The organism is Pseudomonas sp. DY-1, assembly GCF_003626975.1.
Taxonomy (GTDB): domain Bacteria; phylum Pseudomonadota; class Gammaproteobacteria; order Pseudomonadales; family Pseudomonadaceae; genus Metapseudomonas.
This window is the reverse complement of record NZ_CP032616.1, coordinates 4,604,223-4,620,749: the sequence shown is the minus strand read 5'-3', so window position 1 is coordinate 4,620,749 and position 16,527 is coordinate 4,604,223. Positions and strand designations below refer to the sequence as shown.

Annotated in this window: 10 protein-coding genes and 1 pseudogene; 4 read left to right on the top strand and 7 right to left on the bottom strand. The window is 62.2% G+C overall.

What is annotated here, in order from left to right:
* Positions 1 to 112 precede the first annotated feature (112 nt).
* Positions 113 to 508 (top strand): YkgJ family cysteine cluster protein, encoded by a 396-nt coding sequence (locus D6Z43_RS21780; RefSeq protein WP_077524693.1) that lies wholly within the window; start codon positions 113 to 115, stop codon positions 506 to 508.
* Positions 509 to 550: 42 nt separating this feature from the next.
* Here D6Z43_RS21780 and D6Z43_RS21775 read toward each other — a convergent pair whose 3' ends face one another.
* The 3 genes from D6Z43_RS21775 to cptA form a co-directional block, all read right to left on the bottom strand.
* The gene (locus tag D6Z43_RS21775) at positions 551 to 1,480 is read right to left on the bottom strand and encodes a pentapeptide repeat-containing protein (RefSeq protein ID WP_120654115.1); all 930 of its coding nucleotides are present in this window, start codon (positions 1,478 to 1,480) and stop codon (positions 551 to 553) included.
* A 274-nt stretch (positions 1,481 to 1,754) separates the two neighbouring features.
* Entirely contained in the window at positions 1,755 to 2,669 is a 915-nt protein-coding gene (locus D6Z43_RS21770) for a DUF808 domain-containing protein (protein WP_120654114.1), read from the bottom strand.
* A gap of 76 nt (positions 2,670 to 2,745) precedes the next feature.
* Positions 2,746 to 4,518, bottom strand: coding sequence for a phosphoethanolamine transferase CptA (gene cptA / locus D6Z43_RS21765; RefSeq protein ID WP_371924265.1), 1,773 nt, complete (start codon positions 4,516 to 4,518; stop codon positions 2,746 to 2,748).
* Positions 4,519 to 4,845: 327 nt separating this feature from the next.
* Here cptA and D6Z43_RS21760 point away from each other — a divergent pair, with 327 nt between their 5' ends.
* On the top strand, positions 4,846 to 6,603 hold the full coding sequence (locus D6Z43_RS21760; RefSeq protein ID WP_120654112.1) for a carboxylesterase/lipase family protein: 1,758 nt from the start codon (positions 4,846 to 4,848) through the stop codon (positions 6,601 to 6,603).
* A 402-nt stretch (positions 6,604 to 7,005) separates the two neighbouring features.
* On the opposite strand, the pseudogene D6Z43_RS21755 reads toward D6Z43_RS21760, so the two are convergent.
* Positions 7,006 to 7,356, bottom strand: a pseudogene (locus tag D6Z43_RS21755) (GNA1162 family protein); the annotation flags it as partial.
* A 98-nt stretch (positions 7,357 to 7,454) separates the two neighbouring features.
* On the opposite strand from D6Z43_RS21755, the gene D6Z43_RS21745 reads away from it, so the two are divergent.
* Entirely contained in the window at positions 7,455 to 8,657 is a 1,203-nt protein-coding gene (locus tag D6Z43_RS21745) for an ISL3 family transposase (RefSeq protein WP_120654111.1), read from the top strand.
* Between the two features lie 193 nt (positions 8,658 to 8,850).
* Here D6Z43_RS21745 and typA read toward each other — a convergent pair whose 3' ends face one another.
* Both typA and thiI read right to left on the bottom strand, forming a co-directional pair.
* Positions 8,851 to 10,668, bottom strand: a complete 1,818-nt coding sequence (gene typA / locus D6Z43_RS21740) for a translational GTPase TypA (RefSeq protein WP_120654110.1) — start codon at positions 10,666 to 10,668, stop codon at positions 8,851 to 8,853.
* A gap of 126 nt (positions 10,669 to 10,794) precedes the next feature.
* The gene (thiI, locus tag D6Z43_RS21735; RefSeq protein ID WP_120654109.1) at positions 10,795 to 12,249 is read right to left on the bottom strand and encodes a tRNA uracil 4-sulfurtransferase ThiI; all 1,455 of its coding nucleotides are present in this window, start codon (positions 12,247 to 12,249) and stop codon (positions 10,795 to 10,797) included.
* A gap of 331 nt (positions 12,250 to 12,580) precedes the next feature.
* Here thiI and glnA point away from each other — a divergent pair, with 331 nt between their 5' ends.
* Positions 12,581 to 13,984, top strand: a complete 1,404-nt coding sequence (glnA, locus tag D6Z43_RS21730; protein ID WP_120654108.1) for a glutamate--ammonia ligase — start codon at positions 12,581 to 12,583, stop codon at positions 13,982 to 13,984.
* Between the two features lie 251 nt (positions 13,985 to 14,235).
* Here glnA and D6Z43_RS21725 read toward each other — a convergent pair whose 3' ends face one another.
* Complete coding sequence (locus D6Z43_RS21725) at positions 14,236 to 16,437, bottom strand: mechanosensitive ion channel family protein (protein WP_120655329.1); 2,202 nt, start codon at positions 16,435 to 16,437, stop codon at positions 14,236 to 14,238.
* Between the last annotated feature and the right edge of the window lie 90 nt (positions 16,438 to 16,527).

Genomic DNA, 16,527 nt, shown 5'->3' with positions numbered 1-16,527 from the left:
CACAAATCCGCTGAGACAAAGGGAAATTTCGCGTTCCCCGACGGGAAACTGTTCACTTTTTCACCGACATCGCTATGATGCCCGCCCTTCTACCCTAGCCTGCTCGCCGACCATGAAGACCATGATGATCGTCGGTGCCGACCTCGACCGGACGGACACCTGGATCAAATACGAAAAGACCATGTGCCACGCATGCGTTTCCAGCTGCTGCACCATGCCGGTCGAAGCGCGCCTGAACGACTTGATCCGCCTGGAACTGGTGGCCGAGTTCGAGCGTGGCGAACCGCCGAAGAACATCGCGAAAAGGCTGATGAAGGACGGCGTGGTGGAGCGCTTCAACCAGAAGTCCGGCATTTTCACGCTCACCCGCATGGGCAACAACGATTGCTACTTCCTCGACCGCAAGAGTCGCCTGTGCACCGTGTACGACAAGCGCCCGGATACCTGCCGAAACCACCCGAGAATCGGCCCGCGCCCCGGCTACTGCGCGTTCAAGCCGAAGGACTGATTTCCAGGTTTTTCAGCAATAAGCCGTCTTTCGGACAAAGCCTCAGCGCGTCATCTTCTTCACGAACACCACCACGAACAGCGCCATGGTGAAGCTGCCGACGAAGGCCTCGAAGGCAGCCAGCGGTCGCGACAAGCCAAGCGGCGCGATGTCGCCGTAGCCGAGCGTGGTGAAGGTCACCACGCTGAAGTACATGCAGGCGCCCAGCTCCTCGAGGTTGGTCAACAGGTCCTGCTCCAGGGAAAAGGCCAGCCGCACATCGCCGTGGTGAATCCCCGTCAGGAAATAAAGCAGCGCGCAGAACAGCACGAAGCCCAGGGAAAACAGCACCACGCGCAGGGGCTGCTCGCCGTAGCCGCAGAACAGGTCCACCAGCCAGGAAAACAGCCGCTGGGCTGACCAACGCGGCATTTGCAGGCGGCGCATGACCATTTCGCGATAGAAAAAGCGCCCCGCTTCCTCGAACAACCCGGCCTTCTCCAGATGAATGCGCAGGTTGCGATAGACCTCCTCGGCCTGTTGCAGGAAGTCCAGCATCAACGCCGGCTGCCTGTTCTTGCAGGCGTCACGGGCCTCGCGTTCCTGTAGCACCCGCTCGTCCCAGACCACGTTATCCAGACGGGCACCGTCGAGCTTCACCCCGAGCAGATTGGCGTCACGCAGGTCGGCGCAGTGCAGGTTGGCATCACGTAGATCGGCCTTCATCAGCGAGGCGCCGCGCAGGTTTATGGCGAACAGATGGGCACCGCGCAAATTGGCGCGGTAGAAATCGCTTCCGGAAAGGTCGTACCCGGTGTGGCTGCCACGGTGCACCAGATCGAGGCCCGCCAACTGGCATTTCTTCAGGCAGAAACCGCGCATCGGCATACCGCTGCGGGCCCGCGCCTCCAAGGCCGAGCCGAGTTCGGGCGCTTGCGACTTGTCCTGTTTGGCATCCCGCCAGAAGTCGTCCTCAGGTGGGATGTCGAGCATGTTGGCAAACCCGGGGTACGGATTTTCAGCCTAGCCCAAAGCCCCAGGAATCGCGCCGCATCAGCGTCGAAACACTGTGGCGGGATTTCAATGGCTATGTCTGCATTGCCCGTAGGAGCTGGCTTGCCAGCGAATGGCCGCGTTTCGCTGGCAAGCCAGCTCCTACAAGGCTCTTGGCCCGATGGTCAATTTCTCGCAACAGCTAACGCAGACAGAGCCAATTCAATCGCCAAAGGCGGCGCATCTGCCCTTGGCCCCCCGTACAGCCAATAGTTCAGCCCTTCACGGCCGACAGCACCTTCTTCACCAGGCTCACCCCGGCCAGAACCAGCGCACCGGCAGCGATACCTGCCAGGCCATCCACCAGAATCTGTACCAGCCAGGCAAAGCCGCCAACCGCGGCCAGCACCGGCTCCAGCAGATGATGGGCCGCAGGGATGCCGTGGAGGATGATGCTGCCCCCCACAAGGAACATTGCAGCGGTTCCCAGTACCGACAGCCCCTTCATCATCCAGGGTGCGGCGGCAAGGATGGCGCGGCCGATGGCCTGTGCCGTCGAGCTGGCCTGGCGCACCAGGTAGAAGCCGAGGTCATCCAGCTTGACGATGCCGGCCACCAGGCCATACACGCCCACCGTCATGATCAGCGCGATGCCCACGAGAACCGCCACCTGCCTGCCGAAGGCGGCATCGGCCACCGTACCCAAGGTGATGACAATGATTTCGGCGGAAAGGATGAAATCGGTGCGGATGGCGCCCTTGATCTTTTCCTTCTCCATGGCCACCAGATCCACTTCCGGGTTGGCCACGGCCTCGGCCAGCTCCGCATGGTGCTGCGCGTCTTCCTCGTCGCTGTGCAGCCACTTGTGCGCCAGCTTCTCGAAGCCTTCGAAGCAGAGGAAAGCGCCGCCCAGCATCAGCAGCGGGATCACCGCCCAGGGAATGAAGGCGCTGATCAGCAGGGCTGCGGGCACCAGGATGGCCTTGTTCACCAGGGAACCCTTGGCCACCGCCCAGACCACCGGCAACTCGCGCTCGGCCCGCACGCCGCTGACCTGCTGGGCGTTCAGCGCCAGGTCATCGCCCAGGACACCCGCGGTTTTCTTCGCGGCGACTTTGGTCATTACCGAGACGTCATCGAGCAGGGTCGCGATGTCGTCGATCAGGGTCAGCAGGCTGGCTCCGGCCATGGGATGTCCTTGCAGAGGGAGTGACGGGGCGCCGTAGTCCGGCGAAGGCGAACTACAGACAAAAACGCCCCGGCGGTCAACCCGGCGGAGCCTTTCTGCCAGTCGGTTCACGCTCCCCGCTGACCACTTCCATATCGGGCGCCTTGGTTTTGGGCTTGATCAGGCTGAAGTCGATCAGCGTCTTCGGCTGATAGGGGTCGCCGATCAGCAACGGGCGCGGCTGGAAGCGGGCATTGACCACACTGCGACTGGGGTCGAAGTCATCGAAGCCGATACCGGCCAGATCCGCCCAGGTATGGATGAAGCTGGAGCTGCTGTAGGGCCGCTGCAGGCTGGAGGACAGCTCCCGTGGATGGGCGGCTCGCCATTGCGGGGAGCGCCAAAGCATGAAGGGGATGGTGTACATGGGCGCGGTAGGCGCCGCCTCATTGCGCCCCAGGACATCCGGCTGCTCAGGGTCGAACACCGCCTCACCGTGGTCGGAGAGGTAGAGCAGGAAGCCGTTGGAGTTACTGCCGGAGAAGCGCTCGATCAGGCTGGAAACCACGTGGTCGTTGAAGAGCACGGCATTGTCGTAACTGTTGTAGGTGGGCAGCTGATCGTCGGTGACCGAGTCCGGAACGCCCTGGCGATCGGTAAAGCGGTCGTACTCCGGCGGATAACGGTACTGGTAGCTCATGTGGGTGCCCAGCAGGTGCACCACGATGAATTTGCGCGGCGCAGGGTCGGCCAGCACCTTCTCGAACGGCGGGAGCACGTCGTCGTCGTACTGGCGCGCGTTCTGGTTGCGGTTGTTGTTCAGGTAGAACTGATCGTCCGCCTGCTTGGAGAAGGTGGTGAGCATGGTGTTGCGCTTGGTCAGGGTCTGCTGGTTGGTGATCCAGTAGGTCTTGTACCCGGCCTGCTTCATCATGTTCAGCAGCGAAGGCTTGGTCAGATAGAGGTCTGGATTGCGCTCGTCGGCGAAGGTCAGAACCTGCTGCAGGGCTTCGATGGTGTAGGGGCGCGGTGTGATGACGTTGTCGAAGACGTCCAGCTGGTCACGGATGCGGTCGAGCTTCGGCGTGGTCGCACGCGGATAGCCATAGAGGCTCATCCGCTGACGATTGGTGGATTCGCCGATCACCAGCACCAGGGTCGCCGGCAGCCCGGCATTGGCGTCCTGCAGGTTGGCCAGGGGAGCGATATTGGCGCTGTTCTCCAGCAAGTCATGCATGTCCGCCAGTTGTTGGCGGTACTGGCGATAGCCGACCAGCAACTGCCAGGGCACTGCCGGCTCCATGCGCTTCTCGAAACTGTCGCGCGCCGCCGCGAAGGTATCGTTGCCAAGTCCCTGCTTGACCGCCGGATAGCCCACCAGCGCCGCCAGCAGTGCCAGGCTCGCAACCATCGCCTTGTTTCGTGGCAGATAGACCGGACGCAGCCGCGTCCACAGCAATACACCGCCCAGTGCATAGCCAAGAAACGCCGGCACCATCCACCAGGCGAAGTACTGGGCCAGGTATTCCGAGCCTTCGGCCACGTTCGATTCGAACATGATGAAGATGACGCTCTGGGAGAACTCCTGGCCGTATACCAGGAAGTAACCGAAGGCCGGCAGAGAGGCCAGCCAGAGTAGCCCGCCGATGACCGCCGCGACGGTCCGCGTGCGCCCCGGGAACAACAGCACCGGGATCAGCCACAGTCCGCTCAGCAGGAACGCCTGGCGAAAGCCGGTGAAGCCGCTGGTACCGGTGACCTGAATCAGGAGCTGCGTGACACCCGAGAAATACCAGAAGAAGAGAAAGAGCCAGCCGAGCCCGGCCCAGTCGAACCGACGCTCGCCAGTGTTGTTTAGATCGAACTTCATAGACATCCGCCCTAGTCGAGCCTTGACCAGTCCATCTGATCGAAAAGCAGGGAATATGACTGTGAATGTGTGAAAAGTTCGTCAAAGGCCGGCGGTTTTGGTCAGAAATTCGCCAGCTTCGGTTCATTCCTCCGACACGACATGTGACCAACCGGTCAGCGGTTCGGGGGGCTCCAGCGTTTGACCGAAGGGCACAGCCTGACTAGTACTGGCACCCGAGTGCCATATCCGTATTCGGGATTCGCAGTTGGACTCACATGGACCCGACGGCGGGGCTAGAACAGTCAGCGCTCCGCCAATCCAGTGGCTCGAATCGAGATAACAACAATGAATTCGATTGCAAAGCTGCGTTTCCGTGGCTGCCTGTTCGGCAGCTCGATACTGGTGCTTTCCGCCCTCTCCCAGCTGAGTCAAGGCGCCGACAACCAGTCCCTCACACGCTCGATCACTTCCCTGGGCGGCGCTCAAGTGCAGGGCGTGACTGATGCCAACAACACCCAGTCCTGGCGCGCCATTCCCTATGCGGCGCCGCCCGTTGGGGAGCTGCGCTGGAAGGCGCCTCGCGACCCCGCGACCTGGACCGGCGTGCGTCCTGCAAGCCAGTTCGCCAACATCTGTTCGCAACTGGGCAGCTTCTTTGGAGCACCCAACCCGACCACCTTCGGCCAACCCATTGGCTCGGAAGATTGCCTCTACCTCAACGTCTGGCGACCAAAGAGCACTGAAAGCAACCTGCCCGTGCTGTTCTGGATACACGGCGGCTCGAACCTCAAGGGTGCTGGCTCGGAACTGCTCTACAACGGCGCCAACTTCGCCCGCAACGCCAACGCGGTGGTGGTGACGGTGAACTACCGCCTCGGCAGCCTGGGCTGGCTGTACAACTCCGCCCTGCAAGAAGGCAACGCCAAAGACGACTCTGGTAACTACGTAACCCTGGACCTGATCAAGGGCCTGGAATGGGTGCGCGACAACATCGCCCAGTTCGGCGGCAATCCGAACAGCGTCACCATCGCCGGGCAATCCGCCGGCTGCATCAATGCCTGGGGCCTGTTGCAATCACCCCTGGCCGATTCGCTGGTGGACCGAATGATCTGCATGTCCGGCCTGCCCAACGCCTACCCCAAGGCCCTGGGCGAGCTGCAATCCAACGACATGATCGACGGCCTGCTGGTGGAGAAGGGCTATGCCAGCGACAAGCTGCAGGCGGCGGCCTATCGCGCAAGCCAGGGCCCGACCTGGGTTCGCAGCTTCCTGAGGGGGCTGCCGGCGACCGACATCGTGCGCCATACGCCGACGCCCGTTGTCATGGGCCACTTCACCGACGGCCACGTGATTCCCTGGGCCGGCTACGTCGACCTCATCGCCGGCGGCTACCACAAGGTGCCGATGATCCTCGGCACCACCAAGGACGAAGGCACCTACTTCGCCGGCGAACTGCTCCGCTACTACAAACCCAGCCACGCGCAGATGTGGGACATGGTCAACAACCAGAACCCTGCCAGCCTCGCCATCACCGACATCGTCAAACCGGAGCTCTACCCCACCTACCGCCCGGTGCACCGCGCCCTGAGCCTGGGCGTGGACCTGACGGTGGACAACATCTGCCGCTACCTGCGCCTGCTGCAAGGCAGCATCTACCGCTACAACTTCGACTGGGACGACTCGCCAGCCCCCTGGCAGGAAGCCTTCGGCGCAGTGCACGGCATGGACCTGCCCTTCCTCTTCGGTAACTTCCCCGTGGCACCGCAGCAGGACCTGCTGCGCTTCATCAGCACCACCGCCAACCAAGGCCAGCGCACCGCGCTATCCGCCAAGTTCACCCAGTACACGTCCCAATTCATGCGCACCGGCAACCCCAACAAGGCCTTCGATGCCCTGCCCGACTGGTACGACTGGTCGAACTTCTGGATCTTCCAGAAACGCCTGATCCTGGATAACACGGTGAAGACCAGCTCACACGACGTCTGGCTATCGGACGTGAACAACGCACTGAACCAGCTCGGCACCGATGACCGGCAGAGGGTGCTGGATGTGATGGCGGGGCAGCAGGTTCAGTTGGAGGATGCAGACGTGTCTTACGAATGACCGGAATTGACCACGCAGCGCTTGTCAAAGTGTCGCGCGTTCGGGAAGGGGACGAACACAGCACCTGTGCGTACCGGTCTTTGTAGGTTGGTGCAGAGCGCAGCGAAGCCCAACGTTTGACGGACGAGTTGGTGGGTTTCGTGTCTGCGAGAGAGGGGACTAGATTCTCTCTCCATGGATAGATAAAGCCTGCTCTTCCCCCCAAATTGGAGTAGGGAGAATAAATCTGTCCCCATTTCCGTCCGACGACGGCAGCCACCCGCGCTTGGTGGAAAGCGCGCTGGACAGCGGGGAGAAGGCGGTGCTGCGGTTGCTGGATGCAGCGAACTAAAGAACTGCCCCCATAAGAAAGCCCCCGCCGAGGTGATTCGGCGGGGGCTTGCTTCATAGAGCCACGATGCCCTAGTCGGTCATGTAGTGGGGTGAGCGAGGCCCATGCAGGATGCCAGCGGGTTGCCGGGGAAGCAGCAAACGCCCGGCCGCCAGGCCGGCGATCGGGTATGCCGCATCCTCCTGGACGCTGTTGATGATCTGCTTGACCGCAGCGGCCACCAGCATGCCCACCAGACCACCGCTGTTCTGGTTGTTCTCTTCGCTGGAAGCCCGTGCGCTGCCCGTCCAGAGCGCGACTCCGGTCCTGGTGTCGACCAACCTGGCGCTGACGGTTACCACCGTCTCGCTGGCGATCAGCTTGTAACTGGTGCCGTACTCCTTGACCGAGAGATACAGGGCGGCGTCCGCCCCAAATATTTGGTTCTTCGCGGAGTCTGGGGGAAGAGCGAGTTGACAGTCAGGGAAGCGGGTAGATTGGCAGTCGCCAAACACACCAATCCCCACCCCCTGCTGTCGCCGTGCATCCTATTGATCTTGCCGCTTTCTGGCCAGGCTACGACGTCGTTGCCTGTCGCCAAGCCGATCCCCACACGCTGTTGATCAGCCTGGAGCCCCAAGCCGAGCGTCTGCCGGTGTGTGGCCGCTGCCACCAGCCCTGCCCGTTGATCCACGAGCGGCGCATGCGCCAGGTGCGCGAGCGTGACCTGCTGGACCAGCGGGTGCTGCTGCAATTGCCGGTGCGTCGCCTCGACTGCCTCAGCTGCGGGCGCGTGACGGAGCGGATCGACTGGCTGGCGCCGGCCTCCCGCCTGACCCAGCGCTTGCGGGTCTGGCTCGAGGGCTTGCTGCAACTGCTGCCGATCAGCCAGGTCAGCCGCCTCACCGGCCTGCACTGGCACACCCTCAAGACCCTCGACCAGCGCCGTTTGGAGGCTGAAGTAGGGGCCTTCGAGCCGGGCGACGTACGCCGCCTGGTGATGGACGAGTTTGCCCTGCACAAGGGCCATCGCTACGCCACGGTGATCATGGATGCCGAGCGCACGCGAGTGCTGTGGGTCGGCCACGGCAATAGCCGCGAGGCCATTCGCCCGTTCTTCGAGCTCCTCGGTGCGCGCTGCCAGCAGATCGAGGCGGTGGCCATGGACATGAACACCGCTTTCGACCTGGAAGTGCAGCAGCACTGCCCGCAGGCCGAAGTGGTGTACGACCTGTTCCATGTGGTGGCGCGCTACGGCCGCGAGGTGATCGACCGTATTCGGGTCGACCAGGCCAACCTCCTGCGCGAAGACAAACCGGCGCGCAAGGTGGTCAAGCAGAGCCGCTGGCTGCTGCTGCGCAATCGCGAAAACCTCAAGGACGGGCAGGCCGTGCAGTTGCAGGAACTGCTCGCGGCCAATCAGCCACTGGCCACGGTCTATGTGCTCAAGGATGCGTTAAAGGACCTCTGGTACGCCCCCAGCGTACGCGAGGGCTGGCGGCGCTGGCGAACCTGGCTGCGGCACGCCCGGGACAGCGGCCTCGCGCCGCTGCAACGCTTTGCCCGCAACCTGCGCAAATACGTCCGGGGCATCCTCGCCAGTGCTCGCTTCCCCCTGCACACCAGCGTCCTCGAGGGCGTGAACAACCGCATCAAGGTGATCAAACGCATGGCCTATGGCTTCCGGGACTCAGCCTACTTCTTCCTGAAGATCAAGGCCGCCTTCCCCGGGAAAGCGCGATGAACCAAATATTTCCCTCAGCTTCGCAGGCTCCACCTGATGGATATCCCCACCCCTGACAGGTGCGCACGACGAGCGCTGCGGCACGAAGCGAGCGCACGAAGACTGAAAGCTGAGCCTTCCGGGCCGACCTTGCCCAAAACGAAAACGCCCCCGCAGGCAGGGCCGGCGGGGGCGATTTCAGCAGCGGGTCGAGTTAGACCTTGGTGCGCTCGTAGCGCTTGCGGTCGTTCTCGTTCAGCATTTTCTTGCGCAGGCGGATGGACTTCGGAGTCACTTCCACCAGCTCGTCGTCGGCGATGAATTCCAGCGCCTGTTCCAGGGTGAACTTGATCGGCGGAACCAGGGCGATGACTTCGTCCTTGCCGGAAGCGCGCATGTTGTCGAGCTTCTTGCCCTTGGTGGGGTTGATCACCAGGTCGTTGTCACGGCTGTTGATACCGCACAGCTGGCCTTCGTAGATCTCGTCGCCCGGGGCGAGGAACAGCTTGCCGCGGCTCTGCAGGGTTTCCAGCGAGTAGGTCAGTGCGGTGCCAGTGGCCATGGAGACCAGTACGCCGTTCTGACGGTTGCTGACTTCGCCAGCCTTGATCGGGCCGTAGTGGCTGAAGGTCGAGGTCAGGATGCCGGTACCCGAGGTCAGGGTCAGGAAGTTGTTACGGAAGCCGATCAGGCCACGCGCCGGGATGGTGTATTCCAGGCGCACGCGGCCCTTGCCGTCGGGGATCATGTTGGTGAGATCGCCCTTGCGCAGGCCCATCTGCTCCATCACGGAGCCCTGGTGCTGCTCTTCGATGTCGATGGTGACGTTCTCGTAAGGCTCCTGCTTCTCGCCGTCCTTCTCGATGATCACCACTTCCGGACGGCCAACGGCCATCTCGAAGCCTTCGCGGCGCATGGTTTCGATCAGTACGGAGAGGTGCAGCTCGCCACGACCGGAGACTTTGAACTTCTCGGCGGATTCGCCGGCTTCAACGCGCAGGGCGACGTTGTGCAGCAGTTCCTTGTCCAGTCGGTCCTTGATGTTGCGGCTGGTGACGAACTTGCCTTCCTTGCCGGCGAACGGCGAGTCGTTGACCTGGAAGGTCATGCTCACGGTCGGCTGGTCAACGGTCAGCGGCGGACGCGCTTCGACGTTCTGCGGGTCGCACAGGGTGTCAGAGATGAACAGTTCTTCCATGCCGCTGACGCAGACGATGTCGCCGGCTTCGGCTTCAGCCACTTCCACGCGCTGCAGGCCGGAGTGGCCCATGATTTTCAGGATACGGCCGTTGCGCTTGGTGCCGTCGTCGCTCACGGCGACGACCTGGGTGTTGGCCTTGACGCGGCCACGGGCGATACGGCCGATGCCGATCACACCGAGGAAGCTGTTGTAGTCCAGCTGGGAAATCTGCATCTGGAACGGACCGTCGACGTCTACGTCCGGTACCGGCACGTGGTCGATGATGGCCTGGAACAGGGCGTCCATGTTGTCGTCCATCTTCTCGTGGTCCAGACCGGCGATGCCGTTCAGGGCGCTGGCATAGACGATCGGGAAGTCCAGCTGCTCGTCGGTGGCGCCGAGGTTGTCGAACAGGTCGAAGATCTGGTCGATGACCCAGTCAGGACGCGCGCCCGGACGGTCGATCTTGTTCACCACCACGATCGGACGCAGGCCGGCCTTGAAGGCCTTCTGGGTCACGAAGCGGGTCTGCGGCATGGGGCCGTCCTGGGCGTCGACCACCAGCAGTACGGAGTCCACCATGGACATCACGCGCTCAACCTCACCGCCGAAGTCGGCGTGGCCGGGGGTGTCCACGATGTTGATGTTGTAGCCGTTCCATTTGATGGCGGTGTTCTTCGCCAGGATGGTGATGCCGCGCTCTTTTTCCTGGTCGTTGGAGTCCATCACGCGCTCGCTTTCCGCTTCTTTGCGGTCGAGGGTGCCGGACAGCTTCAGGAGCTTGTCCACCAGGGTGGTCTTGCCATGGTCGACGTGGGCGATGATGGCGATATTGCGGAGTTTTTCGATCACGTTTGTATCTCGATCAGAGGATTCGGTTTGCCGCGAAGTCTATGCGGCGCAGATGAATGAACTGCGACTCAGGGCCGGCAATCGGGAGGGCGGTGGCGGATGCTGCCGCCGAACAGCCCGGGTTGCTTAGGCCGGGCGATAAACGCGCACATTGGCGTGCCCCTCGCTGAGCAAGTGGTGAGCATGCAGGCGGCTCATTACGCCCTTGTCGCAATACAGGAGGTACTGGCGATTGGCGTCCAGTTCCTTGAATCGGTTGTTGACCGCATAGAACGGCAGCGCCTGCACTTCGATGCCAGGCAACTCCAAAGGGTCGTCTTCCTGAGCATCGGGGTGACGGATGTCGATGACGATCTGTCCCGGCAGGGCTTCGCACACTTCTTCCACGGCTACATCCTGGCCCAGTTCATCGATCACGCGATCGATGGGCACCAGCCGAGCACGCTCCAGGGCGCGCTCGAGGATGGCCATGTCGAACTGTTCTTCCTCGTGCTCGATGCGACCGGGCTTGGCCTTGGTGGTCGGGTTCACCGAGATCACGCCGCAGTATTCGGGCATGTGCTTGGCGAACTCGGCAGTGCCAATGCGAGTGGCAGTGTCGATGATGTCCTGCTTGTGGCTGGCGATCAGCGGACGCAGCACCAGCATGTCAGTGGCCGAATCGATCACCGAGAGGTTGGGCAGGGTCTGGCTGGATACCTGGGAAATGGCTTCGCCGGTCACCAGTGCATCCAGGGTCAGCTTGCGCGCCATGTGAGTCGAGGCGCGCAGCATCATCCGTTTGAGCACCACGCCCATCTGGCTGTTGTCGACCTTGCTGAGGATTTCGCCGACCACTTCCTCGAAGGGCACGCTGATGAATAGCACGCGCTGGGAACGGCCGAATTTCTCCCACAGGTAGTGGGCCACTTCCATCACGCCCAGTTCGTGGGCACGCCCGCCCAGATTGAAGAAGCAGAAGTGGGTCATCAGGCCGCGACGCATCATCTGATAGGCGGCGACGGTGGAGTCGAAGCCGCCGGACATCAGTACGAGGGTCTGTTCCAGGGAACCAAGCGGATAGCCGCCCATGCCATTGTGCTGGTGGTGGATGACGAACAGGCGCTGGTCGCGCACTTCCATCCGCACTTCCACTTCCGGGTTCTTCAGCGAGATGCCGGCTGCGTTGCACTCCTGGCGCAGGCGGCTGCCGACATGGCGCTCCAGCTCCATGGAGGTGAATTCGTGCTTGCCGGCGCGCTTGCAGCGCACGGCGAAAATCTTGCCGGGGATCTGGTCGGCGTAGTGCAGCTTGCACTTTTCCAGTACGTCGTCGAAGTCGCCCAGCGGGTACTCGTGCACTTCCAGGAAGTGCGTGATGCCCGGAGTGCAAGTGAGCCGCTCGATCATCTCGCGCAGCAGCTTCGGCTCGGTCTGCCGCGTCTGCACTTCCAGGTTGTCCCAAACGCCGGTCACCTCGAGCTCCGGGTCCAGGTCTTTAAGGACCGCGCGGATGTTCTTCGAGAGCTGACGGATGAAATGCTTGCGCACCGGCCGGCTCTTGATGGTGATTTCCGGGAAGACTTTGACGATGAGTTTCATGAAAACAGCGCTTGCGACGGCGGCCGAAAAAGAGGGGCGCGGATTATAGCGGAAATTGTTCAAGGTTTGACCAAAATCATTCAGCAAAGCTTTCTCTGCACCAAATTGGATCACGCGCACCACGCATGGCACGAAAACGGTGCGCAAAACTGTGCACAAACGGAGCGAAGCCCCCGCCAGCCGCGAGTTTAGGGCCATCTGCCCATTCCGGGGCACTGGCACGCAATTTGCTCCCTTGTGAGGCAGGTCGCCCTGGCGGACTATCCCGCTCCGGCTTCACCCCGATTTTTTGGGAGGCAAGGTCCCTGCCCCCAACCACCTGGAGGACAACATGTCGAAGTCGCTTCAACTGATTAAAGAACACGACGTGAAGTGGATTGATCTGCGCTTCACCGATACCAAAGGCAAGCAGCAGCACGTGACCATGCCGGCCCGTGACGCCGATGACGATTTCTTCGAACACGGCAAGATGTTCGACGGCTCCTCCATCGAAGGTTGGAAAGGCATCGAAGCCTCCGACATGATCCTGCTCCCGGACGACAGCACCGCCGTTCTGGACCCGTTCACCGAAGAGCCGACCGTGATCCTGGTCTGCGACATCATCGAGCCGAGCACCATGCAAGGCTACGATCGCGACCCGCGCGCCATTGCCCGCCGCGCCGAGGAGTTCCTCAAGACCACCGGCATCGGTGACACCGTATTCGTAGGCCCGGAGCCGGAGTTCTTCATCTTCGACGAAGTGAAGTTCAAGTCCGACATTTCCGGTTCCATGTTCAAGATCTTCTCCGAGCAGGCTTCCTGGAACACCGACGCTGACATCGAAGGCGGCAACAAAGGCCACCGTCCGGGCGTCAAAGGCGGCTACTTCCCGGTACCGCCGGTCGACCACGACCACGAAATCCGCACCGCCATGTGCAACGCACTGGAAGAAATGGGCCTGGTCGTGGAAGTTCACCACCACGAAGTGGCGACTGCCGGCCAGAACGAAATCGGCGTGAAGTTCAACACCCTGGTTGCCAAGGCTGACGAAGTTCAGACCCTGAAATACTGCGTGCACAACGTGGCTGACGCTTACGGCAAGACCGTGACCTTCATGCCGAAGCCGCTGTACGGCGACAACGGTTCGGGCATGCACGTTCACATGTCCATCTCCAAAGATGGCAAGAACACCTTCGCTGGCGAAGGCTATGCCGGCCTGTCCGACACCGCCCTGTACTTCATCGGCGGCATCATCAAGCACGGCAAGGCCCTGAACGGCTTCACCAACCCGTCGACCAACTCCTACAAGCGTCTGGTCCCGGGCTTCGAAGCCCCGGTAATGCTGGCCTACTCCGCCCGCAACCGCTCCGCCTCGATCCGTATCCCGTACGTGAACAGCCCGAAAGCCCGCCGTATCGAAGCGCGCTTCCCGGACCCGGCTGCCAACCCCTACCTGTGCTTCGCAGCTCTGCTGATGGCCGGTCTGGACGGTATCCAGAACAAGATTCACCCCGGCGATGCCGCTGACAAGAACCTGTATGACCTGCCGCCGGAAGAGGCCAAGGAAATCCCGCAGGTTTGCGGCAGCCTGAAAGAAGCCCTGGAAGAGCTGGACAAGGGCCGCGCGTTCCTGACCAAGGGCGGCGTGTTCAGCGACGACTTCATCGATGCCTACATCGAGCTGAAGAGCGAAGAAGAAATCAAGGTGCGCACCTTCGTGCACCCGCTGGAATACGACCTGTACTACAGCGTCTGATCCACGAATACCTATAAATAGCGTCAACATTAAGGCCTCCCTCGGGAGGCCTTTTTTATTGAGGAAACGCGGAGCGTGACCGCAAGGTAGGTTGGCGTAGAGCGCAGCGAAACCCAACGATTAGCGGTGCGGTTCGACATACGCCGGGCCTGGATGCCCCTATTGTTGGGTTTCGCTCCTCTACCCAACCTACGTCCGGGAAGCCATTTTGTTGCCCGGACACCCTGTACCGTGGGAGCCGATCCCTCCCCTCAGATCCCGCCATCCGCCGGCACGCCCTGCCCTTCCGACGGTTCAGCCCTTGGCTGGCGCATCCGGCTGAGCTGCACGTTCAGGCGCGGCATCGCCAACTCCAGGCCACTCTGGTCGAGACGCCTGCGCAGGCGCAGGTTGAACGCCCGCTGCACTTCCCATTGCTTGATCGGAGCGGTCTTGAAGCGGAAGCGCAGGATTGCCTGGCCATTGTCGAAGCTTTCCACGCCCTGCAACTCCAGGGGTGACCACAGGCTCCGGTAGACCGACGGATCGCCGCGTAGCTCTTTCGCCACCTCCTGCACCAGCGAAACGGCATCGTCGATCGGCATGCTCGACGGCACTGGCCAGCGGAACATGGCGTAGCCGAACTGCCGAGAGTAGTTCTTGATGCTCTTGATCTCACTGAACGGGATGGTGTGCACCACACCATCCAGGTCGCGCAGACGGACGGTGCGGATAGTCAGCCCCTCCACCGTGCCAAGGTGCCCGCCGACGTCGACGTAGTCGTCGATGGACAACGAGTCCTCGATGATGATGAACAGGCCGGTGATCAGGTCCGCCACCAGAGACTGCGCACCAAAACCGATCGCCAGGCCGATTACGCCGGCGCCGGCCAGCAGCGGCGTGACATTCATGCCCATGTTGGCCAGGGCAACGATAAGGGCGATCACCGCGATGGTAACGAACAGCACATTGCGAATCAGCGGCAGCATGGTCAGGGCGCGGGTATTCGGCCGGCTCCGGCCACCAACGCCGAGGCTGTGCTGTACGGCCGTGTCGGTGAGGATCCAGATCAGCCAGGCCACCAGCAAGGTGGTGCCGAAGCTGGCCATCTTCATGCTGATTTCCGAACCCTCGCCTTCGGCGTAGCGAATCAGCGACATGCCCCAGACCCTCAGCCCCACCTCGATGAAGAACAGCACCACGAAGAGGTGCACCAGGGTGAGACCGAACTTCTGCAATTGCTCGATGTAAGGAGCACTGCGCCGGCCCCCATCGCCACTGCGACCGGAGCGGCGACTGAGCAAGCCGATCACCGTCATGGCCACCACTGCCAGCACGGCGCAGACCAGGGCGCGGCGCAAGGCGACACTGCTGTCGGCCGCGGACACGAAAGTGGCGAACAGCGAGGTCCCTACCAGCAGCAGCACCGGCACGAACCACAGGGAGCCGACCAGCTCCACCAGCTCGTGCAGGCCCCGGCGCTTGAGGCGGCGCTCCAGCGGCTGGTTGCGGATCAGGTGGGCGATGGGACGACGGAAACGCAGCACGAACAGCGCAGTGAGCACGGCGGCAGTGGCGTTGGCCAGGGTGCTAAGACAAATCGCCGTGTGCTCGCCGAGGCCGGCGATCAGCCTTGGGTCATGGGCCGCCTCACCGAGCGCAGCCAGGCTGCCAATCAACCACAGCGGTCGGAAAGCCTGGCGACGCAGGATGTCCAGTGCCCGAATACGGTGCGGACCGCTGAGCAGTGACAGGCAGATCACGCAGAGCGCGGAGAACAAGGTGCCGCAAACCAGCACGTAGGCCATCAGCATCGCCAGCATCTTGCTCAGTGAACTTGGCAACACGAACGACAGGTACAGGGTTATGAAGAAGGCGATCAGCCACGGGCCCAGCTTGCGCAGTGCGAACAGCACGAGGTCGCGAGTCTTCGGATGCTGTGGCAGCTCAGCCGACAGTCCGAAACGCTCGCGCATGCGCCGCCCCAGCCAGAGCAGGGCGCTGGCCAGGCAGGCCCAGAGCAGGATGACCACGGCGAAGTTGAACACGATGCCCGGCCAGTCGCGCCATCCGGGCAGGCGCTCCTCCACCTCCGCGCGCGCCAGTTGGAATTGGTTACTCCAGATCACCAACGGACTGTTGTCGCCCTGGAACTGCTTCTCCAGGCTGCCCAGGGTATCGCCGATCAAGCCGAGCACCCCGCTCTCGCTCTCCTTCTCCTTGCCGGTAACGTCACGCAATTGCTTCAGTTTCTTCAGCAAGTCGGTGCGCTGCTGATCGTTCTCCAGGGTCTTGATCACCTGGTTGAGCGACTGTTCGAGCTGGGCATTGCTGACCTGCTCGCCGCCCGAGGTACTCCCCGCCAGCGGATTGGGCAGCGCCGCCTGCCCCTGCGCCGGACAGAGCAGTCCGACGAGCAGGCAGAGGAGCAACGGATACAGGAAACGGGGGGCGAAAAAGGATGGTATCGGCACGAGAGAGTCATCCAACAAACGATGAAAGCGATCCGCATCATACAAAAGCCGGCTCCCGGCCCATCCGCAAGCAGCGGGCGGCGGAGCAGG

Coding starts and splice junctions, on each gene's coding strand:
- D6Z43_RS21775 (WP_120654115.1), bottom strand. CDS start 1,480: ATGCTCGACATCCCACCTGAGGACGACTTCTGGCGGGATGCCAAACAG.
- D6Z43_RS21780 (WP_077524693.1), top strand. CDS start 113: ATGAAGACCATGATGATCGTCGGTGCCGACCTCGACCGGACGGACACC.
- D6Z43_RS21760 (WP_120654112.1), top strand. CDS start 4,846: ATGAATTCGATTGCAAAGCTGCGTTTCCGTGGCTGCCTGTTCGGCAGC.
- thiI (WP_120654109.1), bottom strand. CDS start 12,249: ATGAAACTCATCGTCAAAGTCTTCCCGGAAATCACCATCAAGAGCCGG.
- cptA (WP_371924265.1), bottom strand. CDS start 4,518: ATGAAGTTCGATCTAAACAACACTGGCGAGCGTCGGTTCGACTGGGCC.
- glnA (WP_120654108.1), top strand. CDS start 12,581: ATGTCGAAGTCGCTTCAACTGATTAAAGAACACGACGTGAAGTGGATT.
- D6Z43_RS21770 (WP_120654114.1), bottom strand. CDS start 2,669: ATGGCCGGAGCCAGCCTGCTGACCCTGATCGACGACATCGCGACCCTG.